Annotated in this window: 25 protein-coding genes and 1 riboswitch; of the genes, 22 read left to right on the top strand and 3 right to left on the bottom strand. The window is 44.1% G+C overall.

Annotated elements, in window-relative coordinates; all coding sequences use genetic code 11:
* The first annotated feature begins 141 nt into the window (after nucleotides 1–141).
* From L4C35_RS17435 to L4C35_RS17345, 19 genes are all read left to right on the top strand, one after another.
* Nucleotides 142–555 (top strand): YeeE/YedE family protein, encoded by a 414-nt coding sequence (locus tag L4C35_RS17435; RefSeq protein WP_428464089.1) that lies wholly within the window; start codon nucleotides 142–144, stop codon nucleotides 553–555.
* A 9-nt stretch (nucleotides 556–564) separates the two neighbouring features.
* Complete coding sequence (locus L4C35_RS17430) at nucleotides 565–1,026, top strand: DUF6691 family protein (protein WP_428464088.1); 462 nt, start codon at nucleotides 565–567, stop codon at nucleotides 1,024–1,026.
* A 92-nt stretch (nucleotides 1,027–1,118) separates the two neighbouring features.
* A complete protein-coding gene (locus L4C35_RS17425; RefSeq protein ID WP_428464087.1) occupies nucleotides 1,119–1,361 on the top strand; it encodes a hypothetical protein in 243 nt (80 codons plus the stop codon).
* Between the two features lie 563 nt (nucleotides 1,362–1,924).
* Nucleotides 1,925–3,112, top strand: coding sequence for an amino acid permease (locus L4C35_RS17420; RefSeq protein ID WP_428464086.1), 1,188 nt, complete (start codon nucleotides 1,925–1,927; stop codon nucleotides 3,110–3,112).
* Nucleotides 3,113–3,487: 375 nt separating this feature from the next.
* Complete coding sequence (locus L4C35_RS17415; protein ID WP_428464085.1) at nucleotides 3,488–4,084, top strand: LPP20 family lipoprotein; 597 nt, start codon at nucleotides 3,488–3,490, stop codon at nucleotides 4,082–4,084.
* Between the two features lie 4 nt (nucleotides 4,085–4,088).
* Nucleotides 4,089–4,976 (top strand): tetratricopeptide repeat protein, encoded by an 888-nt coding sequence (locus L4C35_RS17410; protein ID WP_428464084.1) that lies wholly within the window; start codon nucleotides 4,089–4,091, stop codon nucleotides 4,974–4,976.
* Entirely contained in the window at nucleotides 4,954–5,478 is a 525-nt protein-coding gene (locus L4C35_RS17405) for a hypothetical protein (protein ID WP_428464083.1), read from the top strand. Before L4C35_RS17410 ends, L4C35_RS17405 begins: the two co-directional genes overlap by 23 nt.
* A gap of 465 nt (nucleotides 5,479–5,943) precedes the next feature.
* A complete protein-coding gene (locus L4C35_RS17400; RefSeq protein ID WP_428464082.1) occupies nucleotides 5,944–6,588 on the top strand; it encodes a histidine phosphatase family protein in 645 nt (214 codons plus the stop codon).
* A 96-nt stretch (nucleotides 6,589–6,684) separates the two neighbouring features.
* Nucleotides 6,685–6,881: riboswitch (cobalamin riboswitch) on the top strand.
* 184 nt (nucleotides 6,882–7,065) lie between these two features.
* A complete protein-coding gene (locus L4C35_RS17395; RefSeq protein ID WP_428464081.1) occupies nucleotides 7,066–8,286 on the top strand; it encodes a cobalt-precorrin-5B (C(1))-methyltransferase in 1,221 nt (406 codons plus the stop codon).
* Entirely contained in the window at nucleotides 8,283–8,936 is a 654-nt protein-coding gene (locus L4C35_RS17390; RefSeq protein ID WP_428464080.1) for a precorrin-8X methylmutase, read from the top strand. The genes L4C35_RS17395 and L4C35_RS17390 overlap by 4 nt, the downstream gene beginning before the upstream one ends.
* Nucleotides 8,936–10,231: a precorrin-6y C5,15-methyltransferase (decarboxylating) subunit CbiE gene (gene cbiE / locus L4C35_RS17385; protein WP_428464079.1), complete on the top strand. Its 1,296-nt coding sequence runs from the start codon at nucleotides 8,936–8,938 to the stop codon at nucleotides 10,229–10,231. Before L4C35_RS17390 ends, cbiE begins: the two co-directional genes overlap by 1 nt.
* Nucleotides 10,224–11,078: a precorrin-2 C(20)-methyltransferase gene (gene cobI / locus L4C35_RS17380; RefSeq protein WP_428464078.1), complete on the top strand. Its 855-nt coding sequence runs from the start codon at nucleotides 10,224–10,226 to the stop codon at nucleotides 11,076–11,078. Before cbiE ends, cobI begins: the two co-directional genes overlap by 8 nt.
* Nucleotides 11,075–12,691 carry a cobalamin biosynthesis protein gene (locus L4C35_RS17375; RefSeq protein ID WP_428464077.1) on the top strand — a complete coding sequence of 539 codons (1,617 nt, stop codon included), beginning with the start codon at nucleotides 11,075–11,077 and terminating at the stop codon, nucleotides 12,689–12,691. Before cobI ends, L4C35_RS17375 begins: the two co-directional genes overlap by 4 nt.
* Nucleotides 12,692–12,760: 69 nt before the next feature.
* Complete coding sequence (locus L4C35_RS17370; protein ID WP_428464076.1) at nucleotides 12,761–13,714, top strand: sirohydrochlorin cobaltochelatase; 954 nt, start codon at nucleotides 12,761–12,763, stop codon at nucleotides 13,712–13,714.
* A complete protein-coding gene (gene cobJ / locus L4C35_RS17365; protein WP_428464075.1) occupies nucleotides 13,707–14,591 on the top strand; it encodes a precorrin-3B C(17)-methyltransferase in 885 nt (294 codons plus the stop codon). The genes L4C35_RS17370 and cobJ overlap by 8 nt, the downstream gene beginning before the upstream one ends.
* On the top strand, nucleotides 14,588–15,361 hold the full coding sequence (gene cobM, locus L4C35_RS17360) for a precorrin-4 C(11)-methyltransferase (RefSeq protein ID WP_428464074.1): 774 nt from the start codon (nucleotides 14,588–14,590) through the stop codon (nucleotides 15,359–15,361). Before cobJ ends, cobM begins: the two co-directional genes overlap by 4 nt.
* A 20-nt stretch (nucleotides 15,362–15,381) precedes the next feature.
* Nucleotides 15,382–16,401 (top strand): adenosylcobinamide-phosphate synthase CbiB, encoded by a 1,020-nt coding sequence (gene cbiB, locus L4C35_RS17355; RefSeq protein WP_428464073.1) that lies wholly within the window; start codon nucleotides 15,382–15,384, stop codon nucleotides 16,399–16,401.
* 42 nt (nucleotides 16,402–16,443) lie between these two features.
* Entirely contained in the window at nucleotides 16,444–17,550 is a 1,107-nt protein-coding gene (locus L4C35_RS17350; RefSeq protein WP_428464072.1) for a threonine-phosphate decarboxylase, read from the top strand.
* Complete coding sequence (locus L4C35_RS17345; RefSeq protein WP_428464071.1) at nucleotides 17,547–18,887, top strand: cobyrinic acid a,c-diamide synthase CobB; 1,341 nt, start codon at nucleotides 17,547–17,549, stop codon at nucleotides 18,885–18,887. The genes L4C35_RS17350 and L4C35_RS17345 overlap by 4 nt, the downstream gene beginning before the upstream one ends.
* A 99-nt stretch (nucleotides 18,888–18,986) precedes the next feature.
* Here L4C35_RS17345 and L4C35_RS17340 read toward each other — a convergent pair whose 3' ends face one another.
* Complete coding sequence (locus tag L4C35_RS17340; RefSeq protein WP_048900671.1) at nucleotides 18,987–20,090, bottom strand: phosphoribosylaminoimidazolesuccinocarboxamide synthase; 1,104 nt, start codon at nucleotides 20,088–20,090, stop codon at nucleotides 18,987–18,989.
* Between the two features lie 589 nt (nucleotides 20,091–20,679).
* Between L4C35_RS17340 and L4C35_RS17335 the strand changes: the two genes are divergently transcribed.
* Nucleotides 20,680–21,219, top strand: a complete 540-nt coding sequence (locus L4C35_RS17335) for a porin family protein (protein WP_428464070.1) — start codon at nucleotides 20,680–20,682, stop codon at nucleotides 21,217–21,219.
* A gap of 140 nt (nucleotides 21,220–21,359) precedes the next feature.
* Here the strand turns inward: L4C35_RS17335 and L4C35_RS17330 are convergent, their stop codons facing one another.
* The gene (locus tag L4C35_RS17330; RefSeq protein WP_428464069.1) at nucleotides 21,360–22,079 is read right to left on the bottom strand and encodes a DUF4397 domain-containing protein; all 720 of its coding nucleotides are present in this window, start codon (nucleotides 22,077–22,079) and stop codon (nucleotides 21,360–21,362) included.
* Nucleotides 22,080–22,165: 86 nt separating this feature from the next.
* On the opposite strand from L4C35_RS17330, the gene L4C35_RS17325 reads away from it, so the two are divergent.
* Both L4C35_RS17325 and L4C35_RS17320 read left to right on the top strand, forming a co-directional pair.
* Nucleotides 22,166–22,324, top strand: coding sequence for a DUF2256 domain-containing protein (locus L4C35_RS17325; RefSeq protein WP_428464068.1), 159 nt, complete (start codon nucleotides 22,166–22,168; stop codon nucleotides 22,322–22,324).
* 60 nt (nucleotides 22,325–22,384) lie between these two features.
* Nucleotides 22,385–24,673, top strand: coding sequence for an ATP-dependent helicase (locus L4C35_RS17320; RefSeq protein WP_428464067.1), 2,289 nt, complete (start codon nucleotides 22,385–22,387; stop codon nucleotides 24,671–24,673).
* A gap of 92 nt (nucleotides 24,674–24,765) precedes the next feature.
* Here L4C35_RS17320 and L4C35_RS17315 read toward each other — a convergent pair whose 3' ends face one another.
* Entirely contained in the window at nucleotides 24,766–25,410 is a 645-nt protein-coding gene (locus tag L4C35_RS17315; RefSeq protein WP_428464066.1) for a murein L,D-transpeptidase catalytic domain family protein, read from the bottom strand.
* Nucleotides 25,411–25,637 lie beyond the last annotated feature (227 nt).

Genomic DNA, 25,637 nt, shown 5'->3' with positions numbered 1-25,637 from the left:
AGCATTGTCTAATTTAAATTTTGCTTAATTAGTGTTGACTAATCAAAAGGGCGGGTTAAGCTAGTTATAAGGTAGAGTATTGGTGATTATAGGCAGCCAATATAGAAGTTAATAATGGGTACTTACAAATAGGGTAGTGAGATGAGCGAATTTCCATGGGATGCACTAAGAGGCGGAATGTTATTAGGGTTATCCGCTGCGTTACTTTTGGTGATGAATGGCCGTATTGCAGGTATTAGCGGCATTTTATCTGGGTTATTAAAGCCTCAAAAAGGGGAGTTTGGCTGGCGAGCGACCTTTATTCTTGGGATGGTCATTGCGAGTTTACTTGCACCTATGTTGGGGTTTGAACTACCGCTCGATTTACCTGTTGCATCAATCCCTATGGTCGTTCTTGCGGGTTTGCTGGTGGGTATAGGCACCAAGCTTGGCAATGGTTGTACGAGTGGTCATGGTATTTGTGGAATGGGTCGTTTGTCGAAACGTTCTATTATTGCAACCTGTGTATTTATGGTTAGTGCAATTGCAACAACCTTCGTTCGTCTTCACATATAAGGGCTAGCTATGTTGATTCAAACCATACTTTCAAGTGCCATGTTTACACGGCTTATAACATTGATTGCAGGTGTACTGTTTGGACTCGGAATGATGATCTCAGGCATGGTTGATCCTGTAAATGTGATTGGATTTTTAGATATCACAGGTGACTGGAACCCGAGTTTGATGTTTGTGATGGGCGGTGCATTAATGGTGTTTATGCCGATCTATTTTTTAGTGGTTCGTCGCCTAGACAAACCCGTTTGTGATAATGAATTTAAGATCACCACCAATAATACGGTTGATCCTAAGTTACTGACAGGCGCTACACTTTTCGGTATTGGTTGGGGGATAGCAGGTGTTTGCCCAGGTCCTGCTGTAACATCGTTGAGTGGGGGCAATCTAGCGATTGTCGCTTTTACATTGAGTATGTTGATTGGATTTTTTATTGTAGTAAGAATTGAATCACGACATGAGAATGTAGGTTAGCGCTCATAATCTCTCCATTTACTACATTGGCTATTGAATCATCGTCAGATTTTGGTACAAAGGAACGAAGTCCCCATGAGCAGGAGGCAAGGATGACGATTGCCAATAAATTATTAAGCCCAGCGATCATAGATCAGGCGAGCAAGGAAGGCGTGCTAAATGCTTTGGAAAGCGTTTATGCCAAAGCACACTATGCAAGGTTTAAGCGGGTAAAATGGGGACGTGATTTTTTTGATGGTATTCAATTTGGCGATGGTAGCTTGATTGCTGTCAAGCCAGGGCAGTTTAATCGACTAATGCTGGTGGCACTGGAGTCTGATACCGCTTTAGCTTAAAGTGCCAGAAAGTTTAAAAGCGTGTTTTAGGTAGCCTCGTGTGGTAAACGGGGCTTTTTTATGTTTCGAAAAACAAAGTGTGATCCATGTCACGTTGTGGTGGTATAAACGAAATAAATACCACAAGTGTATTGTGCTTTCCTCTCTAGATTATTACTTTGCTTATTGACCGAACAAACAGCATTTTTCACTGACCATGTAAAACGCTGCTTTGATGGCATAAGGAATGCCATCAATAGAACAATGGAACTGATCGTTTTAGGAGTACGATGATGATTCACACTAACCGAGAGGCTATATCGCATATAGTTTCTGGTGACACACAAAGGATGGCCTTATCTGGCTGTGCCACTAATTCACAATCCTCAATTTCAACTACCTCTTCTATTGCTTTAGAGCGATTTTATCACTTCTCGTTTATGAAGCGCTTTTGCGCGTAACGCTAATGGTTTAAGCAACCCATCGCTTAACAATTAATCTTATTCTGCAAGCTGTACTACAAAATGACCAAACTGGTATTGCGCAGGAAAAAACGAGAACAAAAACGCTTTAAGGAACACATTGTGAATATAAAAATCATGGGCAGTGCTTTGATCATTGCCGGTACTGCACTAGGTGCAGGTATGCTTGCTATCCCTATGGTATTGGCGCAATTCGGCCTGCTTTGGGGCACATTATTAATGTTGGTAATTTGGTCAGGTACGACCTACGCCGCATTACTTTTACTGGAAGCCAGCATCAAAGCGGGTGGCGGTTTAAGTATGAATACCATTGCCCGAAAAACACTGGGTAAAGGTGGCCAAGTGGTTACTAACGGCCTGCTTTATGCGCTACTTGTTTGCCTATTAATGGCTTACATTATCGGTGCTGGCGATTTAGTGAAGAAAATGGCAGCGAGTGCAGGGGTAGAACTTACTATGCTGCAAACGCAAATTGCTTTCACGCTTATTGCAGGTGTCGTCGTGGCGGCAGGGACGGCGGTAGTGGATAAGCTGAACCGTGTACTGTTTGGCATGATGCTTGTTGTACTGGTGATGACTTTATTCTCGCTAGTACCGTCTATTTCTATGGAAAACTTACTAACAGTAACAAGTGATAGTAAAGTTGACCTGATTAAAACCAGCTCTGTGTTATTCACAAGCTTTGGTTTTATGGTGGTAATTCCATCTTTGGTGACTTACAACGAAGGTGCGTCTCAAAAGCAACTGCGTAATATGGTGGTGATTGGTTCGCTTATCCCATTATTCTGCTACTTACTTTGGCTATACGCAGCAGTAGGTAACTTAACCGCTGATCAGTTGGTCCATTTTGCTAACGTTTCTGAGTTAATTGCAGCTTTGGGCACTAAGTACAGCAGTATTCATACGATTCTGTCGGTGTTCACAGGTCTTGCGCTTCTAACATCATTCCTTGGTGTCGCTATGTCGCTTTACCACCAAAATGAAGATGCGTTTAAGCAAAATCGCGCTGTAACTTATGTATTAACCTTCATTTTCCCTTTGATTGGTGCCTTGTTAGCAGCCGATCAATTCCTAGCTGTATTAGGTTATGCAGGTATTATCCTTGTCTTCCTCGCGATTTTTGTGCCAATGGCAATGACGGTGAAAGTACGCCAGCAGGACAGCTGTGGTAATGGTGAGCAGTTGCTGCAAACAGAACAAGGTACATTGTACCAAGCATCTGGCGGTAATATGGCACTTGGTCTTAGCTTCTTGTTTGGTTGTTTTTTGTTGATGGCTCAAGTGATCTAAGCAATATATAGCGTCATTTAACATTACGTAATAGAAGGCATACTTAGGTATGCCTTTTTTGTCGGTGTAAAAGAGCTCTGTAAACAATACGGCAATAAGTCATTATAGATTACTTATATTTACTATGATTGGTTTGACATAGAATTATGCGTTAGGTATATTATACGCATCATGACGCATTGCTATTTTTATTGGTCTTAATTGTGAGTAAAAATAATGAATTTTCATTAAAACGCGGTTCAATTGCTTTGTGTTTTGTGTCAAACTTCTAGTGTTTAGTAATGCATCAAGTATGTGAATGCTTGTTGTTGCTTAGCGTCGAAATAATAATATTAAAAATACTTAATTAATAATTGTTTAGTGGTAGACATTGATATGAATAAAGTTTTGTTAAAGCTAATGGTTGCTCTTGGTGTAGTAACTATGGTCGGTTGTTCGAGCATTGAAACAGCGGAAGACATTCAAAAAGCAGATTGTTACTTCCCTGACATGCCGTCAAAAGAAGCACCAAAATGGATTTGTGAAGTAACGCCTCAAGGTTACGAAATCATTGGTGTGGGTTACGCGAAAAAAAGCGTAGCAGGCTCAAGCATTATGCGCGAAATCGCATTGAACAATGCACAACAGCGTTTAGCCTCACAGTTAGAAAATAACATTAAAAGCAAGTTTGATGCGGTAACAAGACAATCAAGCACAACCACTAAAACCGTAAGTGACGAGCACGTTTCTGAAATGGTAGAAATCACCATTAACAACGTTGTTAGCACTGTTGTTCGTGATGCGCGTGTGATGACAACGTTAACATCACCAAGCGGCGGTATGTACACTTTAGTTGCAATGACCAACGATGCTTACCAAGCAAACATGGCTGCTGCTATTGAAAAAGCACGTAACGATGAAATTTGGAACAAACTAGACTCAGAACAAGCGCAAGAAGCAATGAAGAAAGCGTTAGTATCTTTAGAGGGTTAATAGTATGAAAGCGATGATGAAAAGCTTGTTAGGCTTGACTGTACTTGCTGCAACGCTATTAACATCAGGTTGTGCTTTTTACACTGAAGTGGGCTCAACCATTGCAGCGCCAAGTAACAAAGGTATTAATTACAAGCAAATGGAAGTGAACAACTTCTCTTCTTCTGAAAAAAGCAAAGGTCCCGTTTTTTCGAAGATGCTGCGTAGTAAAATCCGTGAATACGGTTATGTTGACCCAGCAAGTAAAGCGCTTGGCATAGTTGTTACTGGCGAGATCAGCTGGGACAAAGATGAATCGACATGGAAAGAAGAAGTGAAATCGGAAGATGGTAATTACTTCCGTTACTACGCAAAGCGCACGCGTTCAGCGACAGTCACTTACTCTGTGAAAAAGAATGGCCATGAAATTACCTCTGGTAACTATTTTAGCCAATCAAGTAGTGAGAAAAATGACCTAGATAGCATAGGTGCAGCGCACGCGAAACTGCAAGGTTGGGATAGCATGAACAACTCGATTTTAGAAGACCTTTCAGTTCATGTTGCTCAAGATCTAACGCCACACCAGAAGTATATTACGGTTCGCTTACTAAGCGGTGATGATGAAAGCATTGATCTTGCGAATGAATATGCGCAGCGTCAACGTTACGATCAAGCTTATGCCATGTATCAGCAAATAGCGCAGGCATCACCTAACGTTGTTGATCAGGCGATTGCAACCCACAACATGGGTATGATTAAATTCCTTGAGAGTGAATTTAAAAATGCTTACAAGCTGATCAAGCAAGCAAATGTGATTGATCCAAAAAACATGGAAATCTTAGACTCGATTCCTATGGTTGAAAACTACTTCCAAATGAGTAAAAACCACGATGAACAAATTAAATCTGCTTAGTGCAGCAACAGCATTACTTTTACTTGCTGGCTGTGCATCTGAGCCGAGTGTGACCGTTCACGTTCCACCAGCAAAATCGAAAATCTTTGGTGATGTAAGCTCATGTGAAAGCCAGCTACAGCTGCATGTTATTCATGAAACCGATGCCGCAGGCGAGCGTATTTATGTTACGTCTGAGCAAACCGTTGTGGTGGCAGGGGGGGATCGCGATAGCATTACCACACTTGAAGAAGCAGCCCGTGACCGTGCGCTATCATTAGCTGTGATGGAAACAAATGGTGTCGCTATTGAGAAGCACTTTACCCAAAATGAAACTGTGTTAGACCGCAATGGTTCACAGTCATCATACGGTGATGTGCAATCTTGCTTAACCAGTAAGGCTGTTGGTGTTGGTGTGGCTCAGCTTCGTCATTGTGATACTAAAACGCTGCCTTCACGTCACATGGAAATGACTTGTGTTGTAGATGTGAAAGTGCCAAAAATGAAAGTGGAACGCATGTAACCATAGTTCGACTGCTCGCTGTGTAATAACATCGCGGTGATATTAAAACCAAGTGCTTGCCACTTGGTTTTTTTTCATCGAAACAATACTTAGCTAAGACTATGACGCAATGGGTTTTGTCATGGATGTAGTAAAAAGTAAACAAAAGACTGAATTTTAGATACACGAAATTCGACAATATACCAAGTATATTATCGTAGCTGTGGTTGAGAGAGGAATAGGGAAGGCGAGTTTGACCGAACTATGGCCTTCCACTAGTGTAAGCCTTTAAATGACCAAAAATAAAGGGCTTACGGGCTTTTCACTGAGTACGAAAAAGTGAAAAGCGGCAATAAGTTTGCTTGGGCTGATAATACCGACTTTGTTTGATCGCGGCTATACCATTGCCTTATGCTGTTTTCGAAGAAATACACTAAAGTGTAAACTTATTATTACAGGTTCAAGGTGGCGCCGATAAAACAGCAAATGAAGATAAATGATAATAAACCGTCTGTTCGGCTTGTTATGGTGCGCCATGCGCAAACTGAGTGGAATCTTGTTGGTAAGTTACAAGGTTGGCGAGACAGTCGCTTAACGATTGAAGGTCGAAAGCAGCTCGCCTGTTTGATATCAACAAGCCAATGCTGTCGAAAATACCCCGCCGATATTGTGTATTCAAGTGACCTTGGCCGAGCTCTGGCGTCTGCTCGTATTATTTGTAACGAGAGTGGCGGTCATATCGTGCCAGATCAACGCCTGCGCGAAAGAAGATTTGGTATTCTCGAAGGTAAGCAAAAAAATGAATGTGTTGACGGTTTTTTACATACTCAACACTGGTTAGCTTATCAAAGCCGTTATGAAAAACGACTGGATGCGTACGATACGATAGCGACAGGTTTATTAGCAGAGAGTGAGCTCATGTTTGAGCGGCGAGTAGCCGATTTTTTACAGACTTTGGTCAGTCGACACGCAGGAAAAACAGTTTACGTGGTGAGTCACGGCGAGTGGATTCGCTGCGCATGGAATATTGTCAATGGCCGAGTATCGTGGTCATACGGAGAAGGTATTCCCGTGAATACAGCAATGAAAATATTTGAGCTAATGCCATCTCAGCTTAATTTAAGTGAATGAAAAGTAAATATTAGTGTTGATAACTAGAGGTATATCATTAAACTAGTTCGATAATAAACCACATAATAAGTAATGTCATTCCAGCTTGAATACTGAGTGACCATGGTGAGAGATAATCGCAGCAAAATAGCCTTTATCAGCCATGCAGGGAATCAGGTGAGAAACCTGAGCTGTACCCGCAACTGTAAGCGATGAGTTTTAACAAAGCCACTGAGTAATGACGATATTATTCGGGAAGGGGTTGAAGCGGTTTAGTCGTTAGTCAGGATACCTGTTACTTCATTCGCTTCCGAATTCTGAGCGGGGATACTCAGCATCGTACCTTCCAGCGATTTCTCTATCGTTGCGTTCGGCTATTCGGGGGTAATTGTATTTGAACCCCAGTAATGGATGTCGAGCTTTTCGCAAAGCTAAACAGCATTACCACTATGGAATGGTAAGGCGCTATGGCGAATCATAAAAATTGTGGAGCGAGCTTTGGTCACCAAGGTTAAGCGCTCAAAAAAACGCACCGATTTACGTTCTGGTTTTACGACTGGTGCTTGTGCTGCGGCTGCCAGTCGTGCCGCTGTTCATGCTTTGCTGACAGGGCAATCTCTGCCGTTTATTTCTATTACTTTGCCTAATCTTGAATCGGCTACCTTTGCTATTGCACGACTTGAATACCATTGCGATGGTGTACTTGCTGGGGTTATTAAAGATGCAGGCGATGATCCTGATTGTACCCATGGCGCTGAAATTCAGTGCTTTGCGCAATGGAGCGACCAATCAGGCATTTTACTTGATGGTGGCGTTGGGGTTGCGCGAGTAACCTTACCAGGGCTGGAGTTACCCGTTGGCCAGCCTGCGATAAACCCTGTGCCTCGGGCTAATATCCTCGATATGGTGCAGCTCGAATGGAACCTAAACGCTGATGCCAAATCACGTAATTGTTGTCAGCAAGGTATCGTGCTAGAAATTCGTGTACCTGATGGTGAAGAACGCGCCAAAGAAACCATAGGTCCTCGCCTCGGGTTAATCGGCGGCATTTCTATTCTTGGCACGCGTGGCACGGTCAAACCTTATTCCACCTCTGCTTTTTCTGCTTCAGTGCGCCAGTCTGTGCAAATTGCTAACGCGAATCAACAAAATCATGTTGTGCTCACGACGGGGTCTCGCTCCGAAAAATCCGCTATGGCAATGCTGCCGCAGTTAGACAGTATCTGTTTTATTCAAGCGGGCGATTTTGTCGGCGTTGGTTTACGTGCTAGTAAGCGTTATCACGTCCCAAAAGTAACGGTTGTCGCCATGATAGGCAAGCTAGCCAAAATGGTGGCTGGTCACATGATGACACATGTCTCAGGCCGTGCCATCGACTTTCAATTATTGGCAGATCTTGCGATTCAAAGTGAGTGCGCAGCTGAACTGTGCGAGCAAATAAGAGATGCGAATACGGGCCGCCATGTTTTAGATTTATGGCGTGAAACGTCCCCTCAAGCTTTTTTAGATTTGCTATGCCAACAAGCAGCGGAACATGCCGCAGTATACGTTGATCATTATCTTGATATCGAATTTCGATTAATTGATTTTGATGGTCGCTTATTGGCCATGCACCGCTCGCCATCTCATCATCACATGCTTAGTGACAGCACAAGCAAAAGCAATATTCATATTAAAAGTGCGCAAGTATCCCCCTCAGCTCATAAGGACATACCATGAATAAGATGCAGCAAATGACTGCACAAGGTCGACAAATCGAAAATAATTCGTTCGCGATTATCGACCATGAAATAGAAGCCTTTCACGGTGGGCATTCGTTCACACCTGTTGAATGGAATGTGGTGCGTCGCGCCATCCACACCACGGGGGATTTCGAATATGCCCAGCTCTTTCAGTTCAGTGATAATGCGGTGAGTTTGGGTATTCAAGCCCTACAAGCGGGGGCCCAAATTATTACCGATGTCACCATGATTTCAACGGGACTGAGCCAGCAGCGTTTATCAGTACATGGTAACCAAGCGCACTGCTTTATCAGCCACCCGACAGTGATTGAACGGGCCAAAGCCAGCGGTGAAACCCGAGCCATACAAGCGATGCAATATGCCCGAGATGCTGGTGTATTAGATGGCGCTATCATTGCTATTGGCAACGCGCCGACAGCCTTGTTTGAAATTTTACGTATGGTGGAAGCCGGCGAGGCTAAACCTGCGCTCATCATAGGTATTCCTGTTGGTTTTGTGAAAGCGGAAGAATCAAAGCAAGCATTGACTGAACAAAGCACTATTCCTTATATCGCCAGTGTGGGACGCAAAGGGGGAAGCCCATTAGTGGTTTCAACGATTCATGCTTTGCTGATGGAGTCGGTCTAATGCTCAGTGGTGATATTGCCCCTTCTGAGCTGCCAGCGATCACGGTTGTGGGTGTGCCTGAAGATGGTTGCATGAGCTTAACCAGCCGTGCGGTAAACGCGGTAGCGCAAGCTAGGGTGGTTGCAGGTAACGATCGTTTATTAGCTTGGTTTCCTCAATGCAAGGGGAAGCGGCTATCCATGGCGCAAGGCTATAAAGCATGGTTAGCAGCAGTATTAGAAGAAAGTGAGGAGGGCGGTGTGGTTATCTTAGCATCGGGTGATCCTCTGTTTTACGGTATCGGTAAAACACTAAGTAACCACTTACCCTCAGCAGAGCTGCGTTTTATTCCTAGTCCTTCATCCATGCAGTTGGCGTTTAGTCGCTTGGCATTGCCGTGGCAATACGCCACTTGTTTGTCTGTTCATGGTCGTCCGTTAGTGGGCCTTGTCAGCCAAATACAGCAAGGGGATCTGTTTTGTGTGTTAACCGACGGCAATAATCATCCTGGCGCCATAGCGAAGCACTTACTGACTTATCATCAGGCGCATTGGCAGGTATGGGTTTGTGAACAGCTAGGCGGGATAGAAGAAAAGGTCACAGCTTTTACAGTAGCTGAATTAGCCACAAAGCAAGTTGAGGATTTTAATCCGCTTAATCTTGTTGTGTTACAACGCCAGCAAGCACTTTATTGGGGTGGGTATGGTCAATATGCCGCCGATGACACATTTGAAAAACGCATGCCTAAGCGTGGTTTAATCACCAAGCAACCTATTCGTCATTTAGCTTTGAGCAGCATGCGTATTTGCCCTGACCACAGCGTTTGGGACATAGGTACAGGTTCAGGCTCAGTCGCGATTGAAGCGGCTAAGCAGTGTTGGCAGGGACAGGTTTATACCCTTGAATCTAATCGTGATTGTTATGAATCGATTGAAGCCAATATTGCTGCTCATGCGACCGACAATGTACAACTGCTCAAAGTGAAAGCGCCCGAGGAATTGGCCAACTTACCTCAAGCTAATAGCGTATTTATTGGTGGCAGTCGTGGTGAAATGGCAGCAATCCTTGATACATGCTGGCAGCGCTTAGCCGATGATGGCGTTATTGTTGCCACCGCCGTCACCATAGACTCAGTCGCCGAACTTCACACTTGGTCAAAACAGCGCAACGTCAAGGCGCTAGTGCAAATGGTCTCTATTTCTCAGGGCGTACCATTAGCACATTACACCCGCTATCAAGCAGAAAACCCGATTCATCTTTTTATCTTTGATAAACGTCTTCAAACAGAATTACACAGCGAAAATAATAATGACTAAACAATTAGGCAAGCTCTATGCCGTAGGGGTGGGGACTGGCGACAGTGAACTACTGACATTAAAAGCACACCGATTAATCAGTACAGTGGATGTTGTGGCGTTTCCTGAAAAGGATAAAGGCTCACAGGCATCTTTTGCTCACAAGATCGTCGCAGGTGCAGTACAAGATGACGAGATGCAGGGCGAAAAGCTGTTTTTGCACTTTCCAATGAGTCGCGATCCGCAGATTAATATTCCGGCGTGGCGTGAAGCGGCATTGTCGTTAGTTGCGCGCTTACAACAAGGTAAAGATGTTGTGTTTGCAACAGAAGGCGACCCTTCGGTTTATAGCACTTGGGCCTATATTCAAGAAGAGTTACAAGAACTACTGCCACAGCTTGAGGTTGAAATTGTACCGGGTATTACCTCGGTCACAGCTATTCCCGCTCAAACCCAAATTCCTTTAGCTGACGGCCAAGAGCGTTTTTGTGTGGTGCCTGCCACTTGGGGATTATCGTGCTTACCGCGCTTAGTCGAAGAGTTCGATACCATCATGTTGATCAAAGCAGGCCGTATTGTTCCTCAGTTAACTGCGCTACTGGAAAGCATGGATATGCTCGCTTGTGCCACTTATGTGTCGCATGCCACTACCGACAAGCAAGAAGTGTATCAAGACTTGCGTGACGTGCCTGAGGGCCACCGTTATTTCTCTATGGTGCAGCTTTCAGTACGCTCTCGTCGTGGTGTGTTGCGCGGCACGTCCGTAGAGCAAGACTCGACTGATCAATCGCTTCAGCAAATCTCAGCTCAACAAACCCTAGGTCAGCAAACCCAAGCCTCATCGTTAGCCAAGGAATCTGCTGCGTGAAAATAGCCATTTATGCCATCACCCTTCACGGTGCTAAGCAAGCTCAGCGATTGGCAAAGACCTTGCCATTTGCCACTGTGTTTGTGTCAGATGTTGGTCAAGAGGTGTTTCAGCACAATGAAGCACAAATCCAGCACTTAACCTTACCCTTGTCGGATTTTATGGCGCAGCGTTTCAGTGACTATGATCATCATATTTGCTTTTTCGCCACAGGGATCGTCAGTCGTATGATTGCTCCTCTAATGGTGGATAAACGCACCGATCCCGGGGTGATTTGTATTGATGATCATGCCAATTTTGTCATTCCTATGTTGTCAGGCCACCGTGGTGGCGCGAACGCTTTAGCATGCCGTGTTGCTGAGTTATTAGCGGCGACACCCGTGGTAACAACTGCATCTGATGTGGCTGGGAGTTTATCGGTAGATATGCTAGGTGCCGCGCTTGGTTGGCAACTTGCCCCTGAATGCGAACCCGCTATTACAGCTGTTTCTGCTGCCGTAGTGAATGAAAAACCTGTTTTGATAGTACAGCGCGCAGGGCAACAGAATTGGTGGCGTGAAAAGCGCTCTATGCCTGCCAATTTGATTTGCCATCCAGAATTGGCAGCGACCCAGTTATCGACAATCTCCACTGATTCATGGGATGGACTGGTATTGATTTGCGATCAGCAAATACCGGAAGGGTATGCAGATTGGCAAAATAAATGCGTGCTGTGGCGACCAAAATCCTTGGTATTAGGAATAGGTTGCGACAGAAATACCCCTGCCCATGTGATTCAGCAAGGGCTACAAACCTTCCTCGATGAACATAGTTTAGCGTCAGAATCCGTGGCTGCTTTTTCCAGTATTGCGTTAAAAGCCGATGAAGCGGGTATTCATGCGATTTCTCAGCGTCAACAAACACCATTTGTCACTTTTGAAGCGTCGCAATTAGCGGATGTTGAAGGCATTGAAAACCCTTCTGAGTTTGTCAAAAAAATCACTGGCGTATCATCGGTTGCGGAAGCTGCGGCACTGAAAAAAGCAGGAGCGAATCGCTTATTAGTGCCTAAGTGGAAGTACAAGCAAGATGGCTTCAACATGACCTTGGCCTGTGCACGTATTCCTGCTGATGAAGCCATGGCGAAGAAAAAATGGAAGAACTGGTTAGGTGAAAATTGCCATATAAATGCGCATGGCAATGAAGTCGTCAAAGGGTATCAGTGTAAGCCAAAGCACGTTGATTTAAACCGACCTATGCTATACCACCGCCACCATGTATTGGTCTGTGAAGGTGGTCGCTGCGCTAAAGAAGGTAGCCGTAATTTAGCCCATCATCTAAGAACTTACCTGAAAGAATTAGGGCTGAGTGAAGGTGAAAACCGCATTAAAATCAGCCGTACTCATTGTGCGGGGACATGTCGCAATCGCGCCGCTTTGGTGATTTATGAGCGCTTAGCGAGCCATGAAACGCCGGTTAATAATGGCCTTTGGCTACGCAATATCGACGCGCTAACAGAAGACGATTGGCAGCAACTCTTCCTCGCGCTGAAAACGCGAACACCATTGCAACAGGTGTTGGCTGAAGGCTTTTTTGCACCGATAGAAGATGCACAGATTGAACAATGCCAATAAGCGCTAGCTTCAGTTAGTCACGAGTGATTGTTATGGAAAACATAATTTAAAATTGAAATAGGAATATCAATGAAACGTTTACGTCATTACAACCAAGGTACTGCTATTGTTCTGAGCTGTTTTGGCTCTGTGGTAGAACAGCAGCGCTACGTGAAACTCCAGCAACACATCAGTGAGCTATACCCAGACTGTCACGTTCGCATGGCAACTAGCTCTAAAATGGTTATTAAGAAGCTCGCCCGCAAAGGTGAGGTCTGCCAGAGCCTACCTCAAGTGTTAGCGGACTTAGATACTCAAGGTTATCAGCATATTTTAGTGGTTTCTTGCTACTTGTTCCCAACGGATGAGCATTTATACCTAACCAAAATTGTAGATGGTTTTAAGCAGTTTTCGTTTTCACGAATCGGTCAAACACCAGCCATTATGCATCACAGCCAATTGGCGACGAAATTGCTTGGCGCACTGCATCAGCGTTTTCCCGTTGATCAAGGCTGTAATTTGTATATCCACCATGGTGCCCCGCTGTTGGACAACCCTGGTCATCAAGCCATTCATTATTGCGATAGCTTACTGACTAAAATCTCTAAGCGTAATTTCACCTGCTCTTTGGAAGGGGCGTGGCCGTTTGGATTACTGATTGATAGCCTAAGCGAAGAAATGAAACAGGCTTGCCAGTCTTTGATTGCCAGTGGTGAAAAACCCAAGCTGCGTTTAGTGCCGCTCTTGTTAGTTTCAGGCAATCATTTTGAAAATGACCTGGCCAGTATCAAAAGTCAACTTGATGCAGATTTTGATGTGCAAGTTGCAGAGCCTGTTCAACACGCAACAGCTAACAGCTTTGAGACGGTGAATGATAAGGCGTGTGAGCCGCTGAATGATAAGACGAATGAAAAGTTCTGTATGTTAGATGTGCCTGAACTGCTCGAGATAATCGAAAAGCAAATCGCGGAAGGATTGATCAAAATAGGTGCACCAGAACGGGCTTTAGATATTAGCGGCGTTGCCGAGGTGAACCATGGCTAAATTAACCTTGGTTGGCCTTGGTCCTGGCAGTATAGATTTAGTGACCCCTGCCGCTCGCGAAGCCATTGAATCTGCCGATGTTGTGGCTGGCTATAAAGCCTATGTCGATTTGATTATTTCGCTTATTGATCAGCAAGAAGTGATTCAAAGTGGCATGACGCGTGAGTGGGAAAGAGCGGCAGCGGCGATTGATGCTGCAGCGGAAGGAAAGTCGGTTGTACTCGTCTGTTCAGGCGATTCTGGGATGTACGCAATGGCGCCCTTAGTGCTGGAGCTATTACAACAGCGTAACCCTGAGTTACCTGCTGTTGAGCTTGTCATTATTCCGGGGATCACTGCGGCAAATGCGTGCGCTTCGTTAGTGGGCGCGCCGCTTGGTCATGATAGTTGCACGATTTCGTTATCGGATCTGCTGACGCCTTGGGAGGTGATCACCAAGCGGATAGAAGCGGCTGCAATGGCCGATTTTGCGATCACGTTTTATAACCCAAGATCGAAAAAGCGTAAAAGCCATATTGAAACCGCGCAGCAGATCTTATTGCAACACCGTGACCCTAAGACCCCTGTCGCGGTAGTGAATGCCGCGTATCGTGATGATCAGCGTGTGATGTTAAGCACGCTCGACAGCTTCACTTCACTCGAGTTTGGTATGAATGCTGCGGTACTCGTGGGTAACAGTAATAGCTATTACTTTGGCGATTGGATTGTCACCCCACGTGGTTATAAGAATAAATATCAGCTTGAAACAGGGGCTGTGCTGTCAGGGCAAAAGCGAGGACATGCACTGAAAACATCAGGTGCACCTCAAGTTGAAACCGAGATTCAAATTGATGCTGAGTTTCAGGAACAAACTATGACTGAGGGTGATCGAGTATGACCGTCTTTTTTATAGGTGCAGGGCCGGGTGATCCTGATTTGATCACAGTAAAAGGTGCGCGCTTAGTTGAGCGTTGCCCTGTGATCTTGTATGCAGGCAGCTTAGTACCCAAAGCCGTGATAGAACGTGCGAAACCCGATGCGAAAGTGTTTAACTCTGCCGATATGGATCTGGATGCGATCACTAAGGTGTACACGGATGCCTTTGCGAATGGTGAAGATGTGGCGCGTGTACAAACGGGAGATCTTTCGATCTATTCTTCGCTGGCCGAGCAGGTACGCCGTTTAGATGCACTTGGTATCGATTGGCAGGTGATCCCTGGTGTATCATCGTTTCAGGCTTCTGCTGCTGCATTGGGTCAAGAGCTGACCTTGCCTGAAAAGTGTCAAACGATCATATTAAGTCGCGCATCTGGTCGCACGCCTGTACCTGACAAAGAAAACCTCAAATCACTGGCAGCACATGAAGCAACGCTGTGTCTGTTTTTGAGCGCAACATTGATTCGTAAGGTGGTGCGTGAACTGTCCGAGGTTTATCCGATGAGCTGGCCCGTTGCTGTGGTTGAAAAAGCCTCTCACCCAGAACAGCGCATTATTCGAGGTACACTCGCTGATATCGCTGACAAAATGCATGACGCCAATATTCGTTCTACCGCAATGATTATTGTGAGTAAGGTGCTTGGCGAACAAGACTTTGTCGATTCAAAATTATATGACCCTACGTTTTCTCATGCGTGTCGCAAAGCACGTGTGGTAGAAGGTAAGGTATAGCATAAGAAGGTTAATACACCATGCTTTGGGCGTATATCCCACCGACATTATTTGGCTCTGTCGCATTAACACTGGCGCTTTTACTGGCAGCTGGCTTGTTGCTAGATAGTTGGCTGGGTGAAGTGCGCCGATTTCATCCATTAGTTGGGTTTGGGCATTGGGCGAATTGGATTGAACGCCAGCTAAATACATCCACGTCAAGCCAAGCTGTTGGTGCTTCTGAACAACGTTGCTCTAGAATGGCTAATGCGAGAGCACGAGGTGTCTTGCTTGGGATCTTCGCTTGGTGCTTGGCTGTTTTGCCTATTTTATTGGCCTCATACTGGTTATTTGGTTGGCTCTATCATGCCTCGTTATATCTGTGGTTAGCGGCGAATGCCATTGTGCTGTACTTCACGGTGGGCAAAACCAGTTTATTACAGCATGCACAGTGGATTTACCGCCCTTTGGTAGCAGGTGATCTTAGTGCGGCGCGTGAAAAAGTGGGTTGGATTGTCAGCCGCGATACCAGCGCAATGGATCAGTATCAAGTGACGTCAGCAACGGTGGAGTCAGTGCTTGAAAATGGTAACGATGCCGTTTTTGGTGCGATGTTCTGGTTCATTATTGGTGGGGCGCCAGCCGCTGTGTTGTTTCGGTTAGTGAATACCTTAGATGCAATGTGGGGATATAAAAATGACCGTTATCGCCACTTTGGTTACAGCGCGGCAAAACTTGATGATGCCATGGGTTTGTTACCTGCGCGGCTAACAGGCCTGACTTATGCCGTGATCGGTAATACTAAAAATGCGCTTCATTGTTGGCGAACTCAAGCGCATCTATGTGCCAGCCCTAACGGTGGGGTGGTGATGACAAGTGGGGCAGGGGCAATCAATACCATCATTGGTGGGCCTGCCATATACCATGGGATTCTGCACGATAAAATTTTTATGGGGCAGGGTGAGAAAGCAACGGCATCAGCAATTGCGTTAGCCTGTGGTTTAGTGGAACGCAGCGCATGGTGCTGGGTTGCTGTCTTGGTGATTATTGCCGCGTTATAAAGGCTATAGAGCTCAATCGAGATTATTTATGAGTAGTAAAACATGCTGAATCATGGCGGAAAATTACGCGAGTATGCGGCTTTGTATCAACGGCCACTAGAAGAATGGATTGATCTTTCTACAGGCGTGAGCCCTTGGACATATCCTATTGGCCAGATCCCAACACATGTGTGGAATCGCCTGCCTGAAGATGATGATGGTTTAGTCGAAGCTGCACAACACTATTATGGCTGCGAGTCTTTATTACCTGTTGCGGGTAGTCAAGCCGCTATCATGGCGCTGCCTAGTGTGATTCTATCGGCGCTGATTGAAAGTGATTACGAAGGCGAAGGCGAAGGCGAAGGGGGTTGTAAAAAGGATCTTCAGATCGCATTGCCACAGGTGGGTTATAAAGAGCATGAGCAGGCTTGGCGCAAAGCGATACTACAATTCCCTACAGCTCAAGTCTCATTGTCTTTTTATACTGATGAACCTTCCGCTGAGATGTTAATGACCGCAGATGTGCTGGTGGTGATTAACCCGAATAATCCAACGGGGCATTATGTTCCTGCCAATAAGTTACACCTGTGGCAACAAGCATTGGTTCAACGAGGTGGGTGGCTGGTGGTTGATGAGGCCTTTATGGATCTCACGCCAGAACACTCACTTTTGTACTCGAATGCTTCAGCTGAAACGCCCCTTGATAATTGTGTTGTATTGCGCTCTGTCGGTAAGTTCTTTGGTTTAGCTGGTGCACGGGTTGGCTTTGTAAACGCTCAACCTAAGCTGTTAGAGTCGCTACAGGCATTACTTGGTCCTTGGGCGGTTGCTGGCCCCAGCCGCTATGTTTTGCAGCAAGCATTAGCAGATACAAGCTGGCAGCAACAAACACGTAAACGAATTTCTGTCATGGCTGATAAATTACACCAAGTGTTGTCGCTGCATTTTTCTAACAAAGATAACGCCGCTGAAGTAACAATGACCAGCGGGATACTTTTTCATACGGTTCAGCTGCCACAAGCCGCTTGGTGGCATCAATCACTAGCCAAACAAGGCGTGTTGGTGCGACTGTGCGACGAGAAACATGCGATTCGATTTGGTTTGCCACACAATGATGCGGACTTGCAGCGAGTAAACACAGTATTAACCCATATTAAGGACAATCAATGAGTTCATATTCATGCCCAGCCTTGGTTGTGGCAGCACCGGCATCAGGCACAGGGAAAACCACGGTTGTTGCTGCATTAGCGCGTTACTTCACGCAACAAGGCAAGAAGGTAAGGGTATTCAAAACAGGCCCTGATTTTATTGATCCGCAGTTTTTGGCTTTAGCTTCTAAAGCGCCTGTTTATCAATTGGACTTTTGGATGTGTGGCGAAGCACATTGCCGAAATTTACTGGCACAAGCATCGCAAGAAGCGGATTTGATCTTAATTGAAGGCGTGATGGGGATGTTTGATGGCCAGTGTTCCAGTGCAGATATTGCCGCAGCTTTTGGTATCCCTATTTTAGCTGTGATTGATGCCGGTGCTATGGCCCAAACCTTTGGTGCGATAGCACATGGATTAGCCAGTTATCGTCAGGATGTTGATGTGTTTGGTGTGATTGCAAACCGCGTTGGCTCTGAGCGCCACGCTGAAATGTTGCAAGAAAGTCTACGTCCACCGCTGAGATTCTGTGGCTGGCTACCGAAAGACATGGATTTGGCTTTGCCTGAGCGTCACTTAGGCTTGGTGCAGGCCAGCGAGTTGGATGATATAGAAGCAAGATTAGATCACGCAGCCAGTGTGATAGCTGCCAGTAGTGATGTGCCTTTACCTAAGCCAATCCAGTTTGAGCTACAAGATGACCCAAATGCTGTTACTGTTGCTCAAAAAACAGCTCTTTCTGGTATGACAATTGCGGTTGCAAAAGATAACGCCTTTCTGTTTTTGTATCAGGCTAACCTTGAGCTGTTAGAAGCCTTGGGTGCTAATCTGGTCTACTTTTCACCTCTAACGGACACCGCGTTACCACGCTGCGATGCCTTATATTTGCCGGGCGGCTACCCAGAGCTTCACCTTGATGCATTGCATGCTAATCAGGTACTCATCGCGCAAATACAACAGCATGTTCAACAAGGTAAACCATGTGTCGCAGAATGCGGCGGTATGCTTTATCTCAATAAAACGTTAACAGCGGCGGTAGCATCAGAAGCAGAATCATCTTTCGACACCTCTCCCGTTTCTATGTGTGGGGTGTTAAATGCACACTCGACAATGCAGCCTAAACTGGCAGCATTAGGCATAGTTGAAGCAGTCTTTGATCTAGGCACATTGCGCGGGCATACCTTCCATTATTCAATGACCACGTCAGAGGAAGAAGTGTTAACGCAGCCTGTGAGTCAGTATGGTCGTAAGACAGATCCTGTATGGACTAAAGAGGCAACTACAGCGTCTTATATCCATTGGTATTTCCCTTCAAACCCTGATGTCGTGGTGTGGCTGTTTACGCGAAAAGCCGCGTGAATGGCGAAGCGATGTGGAAAACGATGTGGAATAAGAAAGGGCTGCGTAATTGCAGCCCTTTTGATATCAGTTCAAATTTGCAGAGATTATTGTTAATGCTTAATCGATCAAACCGTATTGTTCGCGAAGGATCGCAACGATTTCGGCTTTAGGATTTTGGCTAAGTACAATTTTCTCCCCCGTCACTTTTTCTGCGATATCTGTGTAGGTTTTTGATAACGCCATTAATGCACTTTCTGGCAGTTCGTTATCACGGGCAAGGGCAAAACGCTCGTCCATACGATCTTTGTTGAGCAGAATGTCGGCATCAGGGAAGTAGTTAAGCAGGAATTGGCGGAAACCTTCTTTTGAGTTTTCGACAATTTTACCGTCACGGTAAGAAGACTCTTCCCAAATACGTGAAGAATCTGGTGTACCCACTTCATCCATATAAATCAGTTTTTCGTTACCTTGTGCATCTTCCACATAACCAAATTCAAATTTAGTATCAACGAAGATTTGACCCAGTTTTTCAAGTTCACCACTGATCACATCAAAGCCTTCTTTCAACAGCTTCTCGTAATACGCAATATCATCGGCAGATTTGAAATTGAAGGCTGCAAAGTTATCTTCAATATTTTTACGGGTAATATTTACATCATCAACCGCAGGAACGCCGGGAACATTTTCTAAAATGCCTTTGGTCGAAGGGGTAATAAGTAATTCAGGTAGCTTTTGGTCACGCGTTAAGCCTTCTGGTACTTCAATACCACAGAATTCACGTTCACCTTTCTCGTATGAACGCCACATAGAGCCCGTGATGTATTGGCGGCAAATAGCCTCAATCATAACAGGCTTTGCTTTTTGGACGATCCAAATGAAAGGGTGGGGAATGTCTAAAATATGGCTATCGGCTAAGCCATTGTCGCGGAATAATTTAAACCAGTGATTTGAAATTGCGTTAAGCGCTGCACCTTTACCAGGTACGCCTTTCATACCGCCTTCGCCGTGCCAGATACAGTCAAAAGCTGAAATACGGTCACTGATAACCATAATTGCCAATGGGGCATCAGGCTTTACGTTATAGCCTTTTTCCTTAATCAGACGCTGGCTGTCTTCTTCGGTTAACCAATATACCGAACGTACTTTACCGCTGTGCACGGGTTTGTCGGTACGGATTGGAAGGTCATTATTTACAGCAAGAACTTGATCAGCGAGGCTCATGGCGAAATTCCTATTTCATATTAATGCGATGAAAGCACAGCTACTAACGCGTTGTTGGTACCTGTGAAGGGCAACTGCCTGTTTCTGTGCGGATCATACCAGAAGTTGTAAAGTCTGCCAGTAAAAAAGCAATCGTTTGCCTTTTGTAGGGAGAAGCAACGAGATATAGAGCGGTTTGTGGTGAATAAGTCGTGGACAGTAAATGAGGGTAGCTGCTTTTTAAACATGCCTGTTAGAGGCGTTGCATTATCAGATGGTCAAATTTCAGTCATCAGGAAATAAAAATATATTCCCCTGGTGTATGCATTGCTATCTATTATTTGTGATTTTAATTTAATTAAAGCCATATTGGATTAGTGTGTTTTTAGAGTAAATACACAAGGTTAAATTATTTTCACTGCTAAGTGATTGTTTTCTATTGTCGCAATAAAACAATGTATAATTAATTCGCTTTTGCTATTTACAAGCATCCGTAACTTAAGTAAATTCCACCTCATCAAATAAAACAACGTTCGAAACCAAAATTAAAATAGCCTTTAAATTAGGTTCGTGCGGTATTAAGACAACATTATAAATACATGGAGCTATCATGAAAAAGTTATTAGCCTTAGCAATCGTTTCTACTATCGGTTTTGGTGCGACAGCTGCACAAGCAGAAGGTCTATATGTAGGTGGTGACTTACAACTACAGCAACAAACAATGAAAGGTAACGGTGACAAGCAAAAGACTAAACTTGGTTCAATCAATGGTAAAGTAGGTTACGAAGTTAACGAATACTTCTCGGTAGAAGGCCGTGCAGGTATGGGCGTTAAGAGCGGTAAGTACAATGCCGTAAAAGCTAAAGAAAAGTACAATGTAGGTGCTTATGCATTGGCGAGCTACCCAATCACTGATGCTTTCTCTGTCTATGGCCTTGCTGGTTACTCATACGGCAAAGTGTCTTTAGAAGATAAAGGCCACAAAGAAAAAGCGTCACTGAAAGGCCTTTCTTACGGTATTGGTGCTAAATACAAAGTGACTGAGCAAATTGCATTAACGACTGAAGTGGGTCACTACGGTAAATACAAGAAAGGTGATACAAAAGTATCAAAAGAAGCTGTTAGCCTAGGTGTACAGTACAGTTTCTAATTAGACCAGCTAGTTAACAGCCAGTCATGCCTTACTCTCAATATTTGTTCTTGCGTAAATTGAACGGGTATTAAGGCATAATCAAAACAGCCCATCATGGGCTGTTTTTGTTTGTTAGGAATAAGGTTTCGATAAAGGGGTTATTCTACAAAGCCATCCATCAAAATTAAATCTACTGCCGCAAAGTTAGCGTCCATATCAGAGGCAATGGCGTTATAAACTTTGCCATTTTCTAAATCTATCGTTACCATTTTAACCACAGTTTTCGTCCCTGTTGGTGTCAGTGACACCTGGTATTGGCCTGCTGGTAGCGCGACATAGCCAGTGTCTTTCTTAAATACTAGGGCTGATACATTGGGTGTTAGATTCGTGATATCGGCTTGTGATGCTGTGACATAAATATCAACACCTGCTGCGGAAGCATCGTTTGCGAACGCTGAGCCGTGGATCAACCGTAACTGTGCCATCTCGTCTTTTACTTCTACGTTATCTTCAAGCAAGATGACGGTAAATGGCCCTGTTCCTCCGGTGAATTTATCTAACGCAATCGCACTGTATTTTTTATTTGCTTCGACTGGTATATCAGCCTCAAACACAGCCGTAGTGGTGCCAGCTCCAACGACTTTTACATTGTAAGTGGCTGGTGGCAACATGGCGTATTCAGTCACGTCTTTGAAACTTTTATTAGTAAATGCTGCTGCATCGTTTACGAGAATATCGACGGCTGGCGCATCAGCCGAACCATGTACTACCCGAAGTTGTGCCTCTGTTGGAGTCATTGATGAATCATCGTCATCGTTACATCCAGTAATAAAGGCTGCTGCAAGTGCAAATAAAGAAACTTTCAACCAAGCTTTCATAATACTTCCTCCCGTCTGGTCCTTAATCTACGAAGGGTGTCGATAGGGCGATCACATTTACTTTTTTATTATCAATAAGACCTCTGATGAAAAAGACTCACCTGCCAACAAAACGTTGCGCTGTTTGTTTAAAGCCTTTTAGTTGGCGTAAAAAATGGAAGCGTTGCTGGCATGACGTGGAGTATTGCTCGGAACCTTGTCGACGAGCAAAAACTGACCAGAAGCATAGGGAGAAGGTGGATTAAATCCATTAACTTCACAATTTATGGCAAAATTACAGTCATATTTTTTAGCCTGTTAGAATTATGACGACCTTTACTTCAGAACAAGATGCTTTTATTCAGCACCAAGATGGTAACGCTGTGTGTATCGCGGGTGCGGGCACAGGGAAAACAACGACTTTAGTTGGCTTGATTGGGCAAAAGCTGGAATCTATTCCAGCCAATTCAATGCTCGTTCTGATGTTTAACAAAGATATTCGGTCTGATTTCAAACAAAAACTGCAAGCATCGGGCGTTATGCAGGATGTCCCTGTTCATACCTTCCATAGCTTTTGCCTAAAGTTTTTAAATCAAACGGGGTATTTGCGTGAAACGGGCTATCAGATTGATTTTAATGAAGGCGAGCAAGACAAACGTTTTGCAAAGCAGATCCTTCGAGGGATTGCTCAGCAGGAAAAATCCTATCAACGCCAGCAGCTGATTAAAGATCCGAAAACGATTGAGCTTTTGATGAATTTTATTGGCTTAGTGAAAGCCTATTTATTGCCGCCAAAAGAAGTGTTTGATCTGACAGATATTAATCAGGAGTACCGCTTTATACTCGATGCTTACCGTGAATTTGAGGCCGTTCGAAAGCAACACAAGAAATTGTTTTTTGATGATTGGCTGGTTGAATCTGTGAAAGTGCTGAAACAGTCAGAAGCTATTCGCATCCAGTATCAAAATCAGATCCGCTTGCTGGTGGTGGACGAGTTTCAAGATATCAACAACGCGCAATATGCTTTATTAAAGGCTTTATTGGGCGATCAAGCACAGCTTATTGCTGTGGGTGATGTTGACCAGTGTATTTACAAGTGGCGCGGGAGTGCACCTCAATTCATGTTGAATTTTGAACGTGATTTTGCGCCAGCAACGACCTACACCCTGTCAAATACTTTCCGTTTTGGCCATACCTTAGCCTTGGCTGCTGGGCAGTTGATTGCTCAAAATAAAAACCGTTTTCAGGACTTTATCACTGTTGCGAATGCAAAACCTGATAATACTCATGTATGCGTGCAGGGGAGTGGTCGTCAGGTCGGTGAAATTGCGCAATCCATTCATGATCATCTTGCGAATGATGTTCAAAGCCATGATATTGCTATTTTGGTCCGCCGTTGGTCTCAAGCTTTGCTTTTTGAGCTCGCCTTTCTTTCTAAGCAGATCCCCTATCAGATGCCGATACCCTCGGTGCTTTCTAATAGCCGTGAGGTTAGATTGCTCATGGATCTGATGATATTTACGACTGGACGTTTTAAGGAAGGGACAGAGCAGCAAAAATCAGGTTTATTATTCAACTTAATGTGCTTTCCTCACTGCTATGTGCCAAATAAAACATTACAGCCTATGTGTGCAGCTGTTGCTGCACTGCCAACGGGTCAATGGCTAAGTTATGCAGAAAAGCAGAAAGCGCAAATTAAAGACGCTAACCTTGATAGCTTTATTGATCGGTTAGAGCTACTGACTCGCATTGAGCGGAAAGGATCTTTCAAGGCTGTAGAGGTGTACCGTCAGTATCGAAAAGATAGCTTGTTAGACAATTGGATTTGGAAAACTGAAGCAACCAGCTCTGAGATTGAAGAAGCGCTCGAACGTCTAGATAGTATTGAAACCGTATTGGATACTATGGATCAAAACTGTGCTAAAGCGCTACAGTACTTTGAATACTATACCCACCAAACAGGGCAGGTGCATCAACGTGAGAAAGCGGCGCATGGCGTGCAACTTACAACAATATTCAGAGCGAAAGGCTGTGAGTATCGCCATGTGTATTTGCCTTATTGGGATAAAGACGCCTTCCCGTATGTTAACCGTTCAGCTGCAAGTATTGGTGCCGATACAGAGGAAGAGCGCCGTTTAGCATATGTTGCTCTAACGCGGGCAAAAGAAACCGCAAGTGTGTTTTATACAACTGAAAATGCTAAAGATAGTGAGCGTTTGTGTGCCAGTTGTTTTGTGCCAGAAGCTAAAGTCAGTATTGCAACAGATGCCGGTGAAGCACTGTACCAACAAGGTGAAGTGCCTTATTACCGTTCTGAATTGGTTCATCAATATTACGATAAAGTCGGTCGAATTGATGATATGGCAAAACCTCCTGTCGAAGTGCAAAAAACATCACCCAAAAGAGGTGATTACAGTTACTTGTGGGCACTAGAACAACCGATTCCGACCAATGCTGAAAAGGTTATTCGGTCTTTAACTCAAACGAAAACGGTGAAGTACTTAGATGGTGAAATTACGCGAGTACTAAGGGAATTAGGGAAAGCGAGTGCTACTAAGAAAAAAGTATTAGAGAATCGCCTGATTGCGGTTTCACGAGCAAAAGCCAGAAAGTAATCTACATTTTTAATATTAAGTATCATAGAGTTAATAGAAGAATTAACTCTATGATAAATAAATACCGAAGAATTTATTTATGCTTTACTTTATTAAGCGTGAGCGTAAATAACACTTCCACCTTTAATGGTATTAATAATTGATTTTGAAAGGGCTTTTGGTAATGCAGGACATCCCCAACTACGGCCTAAGTAACCATTGCGCTTAATGAAGCTTTCATTGGCATAGTCAGCGCCGTGGATAACAATGTAACGACGTCGAGCGTTGTCGTTGATACCTTTTGTTAAACCATCTAATTTAAGTGAGTAGCCATTACCACCTTGGTAGGTCGTATCAGTCAGGAAAGTACCTAAAGAGGTTTGTTTTGAATTTACAACGTTAGAAAAACGATTAGCAACCTTGCCACCACTATTAACACCATGGGTGACATAGGTATAGTAAAGTAGCTTGTTTCTTTTTAAATCAATCACATAGAATCGTTTTTGTGTGGATGGTTTGCTGTAGTCAATAATGGTTAATATTGATTTCTTTTTATTTTTTGTATGATCATAAGCTAAATAACCATCTTTAAATAATTGATAATCCATTATATTTTCAAGTTTTGCAGCTTTAAATGCGTATTTAATTACAACATCTTGTGTCTGTGTTTTATTGGTTTGCTGAGTGAAGTTCGCAGCAAGACTGTTAAAAGATACAAACCACAAAGCCAATAAAACTAGACGAGTGAACCTTTTCATTTTCCTTAAATACTCATTTAATTAGTAAATTAAAAATTGGAGTCAGACTTTACCATAAAAAATGAATATGTTTAGCTATGCTTCTTACAATGAGATACATGATAAAAGAGTTAAAATCCTAGGATTATTTTAACGTGGTTGATTCTTAGATACTAATAACAAGTGCTTATAAACCAAACGCTGTTTAATTGAAGTTTAGTTAATCCTACAAGGCCAAATGGGTTAAT

This window comes from Photobacterium kagoshimensis, assembly GCF_050337045.1.
Lineage (GTDB): Bacteria > Pseudomonadota > Gammaproteobacteria > Enterobacterales > Vibrionaceae > Photobacterium > Photobacterium kagoshimensis.
The sequence above is the reverse complement of the archived record's forward strand: the minus strand, read 5'-3'. Positions and strand labels throughout refer to the sequence as shown.

Bases quoted from the DNA above. Each gene is read 5' to 3' on its own strand.
- L4C35_RS17435 (WP_428464089.1), top strand. From the start codon at position 142: ATGAGCGAATTTCCATGGGATGCACTAAGAGGCGGAATGTTATTAGGG.
- L4C35_RS17430 (WP_428464088.1), top strand. From the start codon at position 565: ATGTTGATTCAAACCATACTTTCAAGTGCCATGTTTACACGGCTTATA.
- L4C35_RS17425 (WP_428464087.1), top strand. From the start codon at position 1,119: ATGACGATTGCCAATAAATTATTAAGCCCAGCGATCATAGATCAGGCG.
- L4C35_RS17415 (WP_428464085.1), top strand. From the start codon at position 3,488: ATGAATAAAGTTTTGTTAAAGCTAATGGTTGCTCTTGGTGTAGTAACT.
- L4C35_RS17410 (WP_428464084.1), top strand. From the start codon at position 4,089: ATGAAAGCGATGATGAAAAGCTTGTTAGGCTTGACTGTACTTGCTGCA.
- L4C35_RS17405 (WP_428464083.1), top strand. From the start codon at position 4,954: ATGAACAAATTAAATCTGCTTAGTGCAGCAACAGCATTACTTTTACTT.
- L4C35_RS17400 (WP_428464082.1), top strand. From the start codon at position 5,944: ATGAAGATAAATGATAATAAACCGTCTGTTCGGCTTGTTATGGTGCGC.
- L4C35_RS17390 (WP_428464080.1), top strand. From the start codon at position 8,283: ATGAATAAGATGCAGCAAATGACTGCACAAGGTCGACAAATCGAAAAT.
- cbiE (WP_428464079.1), top strand. From the start codon at position 8,936: ATGCTCAGTGGTGATATTGCCCCTTCTGAGCTGCCAGCGATCACGGTT.
- cobI (WP_428464078.1), top strand. From the start codon at position 10,224: ATGACTAAACAATTAGGCAAGCTCTATGCCGTAGGGGTGGGGACTGGC.
- L4C35_RS17370 (WP_428464076.1), top strand. From the start codon at position 12,761: ATGAAACGTTTACGTCATTACAACCAAGGTACTGCTATTGTTCTGAGC.
- cobJ (WP_428464075.1), top strand. From the start codon at position 13,707: ATGGCTAAATTAACCTTGGTTGGCCTTGGTCCTGGCAGTATAGATTTA.
- cobM (WP_428464074.1), top strand. From the start codon at position 14,588: ATGACCGTCTTTTTTATAGGTGCAGGGCCGGGTGATCCTGATTTGATC.
- cbiB (WP_428464073.1), top strand. From the start codon at position 15,382: ATGCTTTGGGCGTATATCCCACCGACATTATTTGGCTCTGTCGCATTA.
- L4C35_RS17350 (WP_428464072.1), top strand. From the start codon at position 16,444: ATGCTGAATCATGGCGGAAAATTACGCGAGTATGCGGCTTTGTATCAA.
- L4C35_RS17345 (WP_428464071.1), top strand. From the start codon at position 17,547: ATGAGTTCATATTCATGCCCAGCCTTGGTTGTGGCAGCACCGGCATCA.
- L4C35_RS17340 (WP_048900671.1), bottom strand. From the start codon at position 20,090: ATGAGCCTCGCTGATCAAGTTCTTGCTGTAAATAATGACCTTCCAATC.
- L4C35_RS17335 (WP_428464070.1), top strand. From the start codon at position 20,680: ATGAAAAAGTTATTAGCCTTAGCAATCGTTTCTACTATCGGTTTTGGT.
- L4C35_RS17330 (WP_428464069.1), bottom strand. From the start codon at position 22,079: ATGAAAGCTTGGTTGAAAGTTTCTTTATTTGCACTTGCAGCAGCCTTT.
- L4C35_RS17325 (WP_428464068.1), top strand. From the start codon at position 22,166: ATGAAAAAGACTCACCTGCCAACAAAACGTTGCGCTGTTTGTTTAAAG.
- L4C35_RS17320 (WP_428464067.1), top strand. From the start codon at position 22,385: ATGACGACCTTTACTTCAGAACAAGATGCTTTTATTCAGCACCAAGAT.
- L4C35_RS17315 (WP_428464066.1), bottom strand. From the start codon at position 25,410: ATGAAAAGGTTCACTCGTCTAGTTTTATTGGCTTTGTGGTTTGTATCT.